This window comes from Candidatus Desulfolinea nitratireducens, from assembly GCF_982879505.1.
This window is the reverse complement of the sequence record NZ_CEYOSI010000160.1, coordinates 1-3,591: the sequence shown is the minus strand read 5'-3', so window position 1 is coordinate 3,591 and position 3,591 is coordinate 1. Positions and strand designations below refer to the sequence as shown.

The window sequence follows — 3,591 nt, the reverse complement described above, 5'->3', positions numbered from 1 at the left end:
TCGAAGGCGTGCAGGGGTTCGCCGACTTCGAACATGGCGTAGTTGGTCGCGTCAACAAGATTGCTGATCGGGCGAATACCAGCCAGTCGCAAACGTCGCTGGACGACATAGGGGCTGGGGCCGATCTCCACGTCGCGGATCAGGCCAAGCACAAAGCGCGGATTGAGTTCAGGGGTCTTGATCTCGATCTTGACCTTTTCTGCAATTGCCTCGCCGCTTGTTTCGTAGGGTTTCTTGTCGATCCGTTTTAACGGTTGATTTGTGAGAGCGGCAACTTCCCGGGCAACGCCCAGCACGTTGACGTTGCGGGCGTTATTCGGCAGGATGTCGATGCTGAAAACCGCATCCCCCATATAATCCGCCAATGGTGTGCCGACCGTTGCATCATCATCCAGAATAATGACGCCCTCATGCTCTTCCGAGATGCCAAGCTCCTTTTCGGAACAGACCATCGAATAGGATTCAATCCCGCGAATTTTGGCGCGTTTGAGCCTGGTGAGCACCTGTCCCTCTTTGTGACCGTCGTAGATCTCCGCGCCTTCTTTGGCATAGGCGACCTTGATCGGTTTTTCAAGCGGGCCAGCGGTTTTTAGATGCAGCAAATTAGGCGCACCGGTCAGCGCGATATGCTCATCTTTGCCATCATAGAGATTGCAAAGCACGAGTCGGTCAGCATCGGGATGCGGCTTGACCTCGCGGATTTCAGCGACGACGAGTTTCTCAGGATCCCATGAGAGGCCGTAGGTTTTGAACTCGTGTTTTTCTCCGGCAGCGTTATCAGGTTTTGCCCAACCGACGTAGTGGATCTCTTCCACTTCAAGGCCAGCCAGCGTGAGCAGGCGAGCCAGTTCTTCAACGGAAATATTGATATTGACGTAATCTTTTAGCCAGGAAACGGGTAATTTCATATTTACTCCTTCGGAGTACGATATTTGATAATCGATATTCGGGTTTTCGATGCTTGAGTTTCGAATATAAATTTCGTTATTCGGTAATATAGTCTTCTTGATTTTCTCGAATAGAAGAGCGGGAGCCGGGTTCGTTGGCGCCCCGTTTGCTCTTTTTGAGAAAGGCGATATAGCCATTGATCAAGCGATTAAGTTTTTCACCTTCATCAGTGAATTGTTGATAGAGTTCTTTTGGTAAATAATTTACCTTGAATGCGTAGTCTAATTGACTTAATACTTCTTCGAGTGAACCACGTGCGATATAACAAAAACGTACGTTCTCTTGAAAATAAAAACGCCCATGCCCTTCGGCGATATTTGCAGGAATACTCTGTGATGAGCGGCGGATTTGCTGTGTGAGTGACCATTTCTCATCTTTGGGGAGTGTGGGCAATATTTCTTGATGAATGTGCACCGCAAAAGATTGCGACCTGCGCCAAACATCAAGTTTTTCCAAGCCACTAATGCTCATGCCAACCTCCAATCACCGAGTATCGCCTTCTCGAATATCGAAATACCGAATGTCCTTTTTCCATTGCCAATATTCGAAAATTGATAATCCGCTCTAGAACTGCTCCAGGAACCTCGCGTCATTTCCCCAGAAATAACGGATATCTTCGATCTTATGCCGCAGCATGGCCTGACGTTCAGGCCCCATCCCAAAGGCGAAACCGGTATAGCGACGTGGATCGTAACCACCAGCGGTTAACACATTGGGGTGCACCATCCCGCAGCCGAGAATCTCAAGCCAGCCAGATTTTTTGCAGACCGAGCAGCCCTCGCCGCCACACAGAAAACATTCCACATCCATTTCAGCGGAAGGCTCGGTGAAGGGGAAGTGCTGCGCGCGGAAGCGTGTGCGGGCATCCTGTCCGAACATCCGGCGGGCAAAATCGGAGAGGGTACCTTTCAGATCGCTGAAGGTGATATTCTCGCCCACGGCCAGCCCCTCGACCTGATTGAATTGAATTTCGGAACGCGAGGTGATCTGCTCATACCGATAGCACATCCCGGGTAATGAGATCCGGATGGGTGGCGGGTTGTCAGGATCAGCCGCAGCAAATTCACGCATCGCGCGGATCTGTCCCGGGGAAGTATGCGTCCGCATCAGAAGCGGGTCATCCTCCTGACGCCCTTCGCTTTCCACATAGAATGAATCCTGCATTTCACGCGCCGGATGATCGGGCGGGAAGTTCAGATGCTGGAAGTTATACGCATCTGATTCCACTTCACGGGAGGTATAAACCTGGAATCCCATCTCGGCCAAAATACCGAGAATACGCCGCAGCGTTTGCGTGGTTGGATGCAGGCCTCCGTGCCTGAGTGGACGCCCTGGCAGGGTCACATCGAGATGATCTTCTTCCAGAGAATGGGCTAATTCCGTTTCCTTGATCATCATGCCGCGTTCTGCTAAAGCCTCTTCCAATGCGACCTTGACCTCGTTGGCGCGCTTCCCTACGGCAGGACGTTCCTCTTTCGAGAGTTTCCCAAATTCCTTAAAGAGCTGCATCAACGGGGAGCTGCGGCCCACGTGCGCGACACGCCATGCCTGTAAGGCCTCATCATCCGCAACGGATTTGAGTGCCTCCAGCGCAGCGGCCTGGATTTCGTTGAGTTTTTCCAGCATAGACTTCTCCTTCTTTTTTTGTAGCTCTCAGACTTTGGACATCAGACCTAAGCAATTCTGAAGTCTGATGTCTGAAGTCTAATGTCTTTAAACCAAAACTCCCATCCACAATGGGACGGGAGGGAATTCCCGCGGTACCACCCAAATTAGCCGTTCGCACAGCTCACTCAGAAAGCAGATAATGAGAGCGTAGAAAGTAGCGCTTCTTTCACTATCGATTTTCGTCCCCGATAACGTGGGGCAGCCGGTCTGAACTACACAACCTTTCAACCTGCAAATTCAAAAAGCCTTCACTCAGACAACTCGGGAGGGAACTTCGGTCAGGTTCTGCCGGGCGGGAGTTTCAGCCACTGCTCCTGCCTCTCTAACGACTTTCGCTGACGTACTTTCCTCCGTCATCGCGTTGGCTCTATTATCTGTGAAAACGGGAGGCTGTCAAGGGTAAGGATTTCATTATGGAGGCTTTTAAGTTTTGTTGCGAAGAAATTTAACAAAAAAAGGCACTGCCTTCTCGGCCAATGCCTCTATATATTTTTAGGGACTACAATTAAATCAGATGGTCATATTGTGGATGCCGGTCAGGGTATCCCACAATGCTTCTGCCATCTGTCCACAGGCATCTTCGGCCAGGGCCAGTTCTTCGGGTGAGAGTTCATCCATTGCCGCCAGGATCTTTTCCGATTCGTGCCAATTTGATGAATGAATTTCAAAATATGGCTCAACCTCTACTGGCAGATCATAGTGAGTCTTCAGGCCATCCAGCTTGGATTTGGCGGTGGCGGGTTGTTGGGCTTCAAAGGCGTACATCGCTCCCAGGGTGCAGGCGGGCGTTCCAAACAGTAATTCTGAGGTATGGATCAATTCTTTTGTCTGTTTTATCTCAGGCGGGCTGATTTTTGTCTCGAGGGCGGCAGCGAATTCCTCCCAGAGTTCAGCATGTTCCTTTTCCTCCTCGGCAGTCTCAGCATCATCAAGCGTTTTCCAGCCATCTTCAAGGATATTGATGAAAGCGCCATA

4 protein-coding genes and 1 other annotated feature are annotated in these 3,591 nt (G+C 50.6%); all 4 genes read right to left on the bottom strand.

Annotation, left to right across the window (positions count from 1 at the left end):
- A partial coding sequence (locus AC3DOM_RS13005) for a phenylalanine--tRNA ligase beta subunit-related protein (RefSeq protein WP_487919479.1) occupies positions 1-908 on the bottom strand: 908 nt, incomplete at its 3' end.
- A 76-nt stretch (positions 909-984) separates the two neighbouring features.
- Positions 985-1,419, bottom strand: a complete 435-nt coding sequence (locus AC3DOM_RS13000) for a four helix bundle protein (protein ID WP_487919478.1) — start codon at positions 1,417-1,419, stop codon at positions 985-987.
- Positions 1,420-1,512: 93 nt separating this feature from the next.
- Positions 1,513-2,574 (bottom strand): phenylalanine--tRNA ligase subunit alpha, encoded by a 1,062-nt coding sequence (gene pheS, locus AC3DOM_RS12995; protein WP_487919477.1) that lies wholly within the window; start codon positions 2,572-2,574, stop codon positions 1,513-1,515.
- Between the two features lie 108 nt (positions 2,575-2,682).
- Positions 2,683-2,982: a binding site (T-box leader), on the bottom strand.
- Positions 2,983-3,126: 144 nt separating this feature from the next.
- The coding region (locus tag AC3DOM_RS12990) for an iron-containing redox enzyme family protein (protein ID WP_487919476.1) at positions 3,127-3,591 on the bottom strand (465 nt) is incomplete at its 5' end.

Coding starts and splice junctions, on each gene's coding strand:
- AC3DOM_RS13000 (WP_487919478.1), bottom strand. CDS start 1,419: ATGAGCATTAGTGGCTTGGAAAAACTTGATGTTTGGCGCAGGTCGCAA.
- pheS (WP_487919477.1), bottom strand. CDS start 2,574: ATGCTGGAAAAACTCAACGAAATCCAGGCCGCTGCGCTGGAGGCACTC.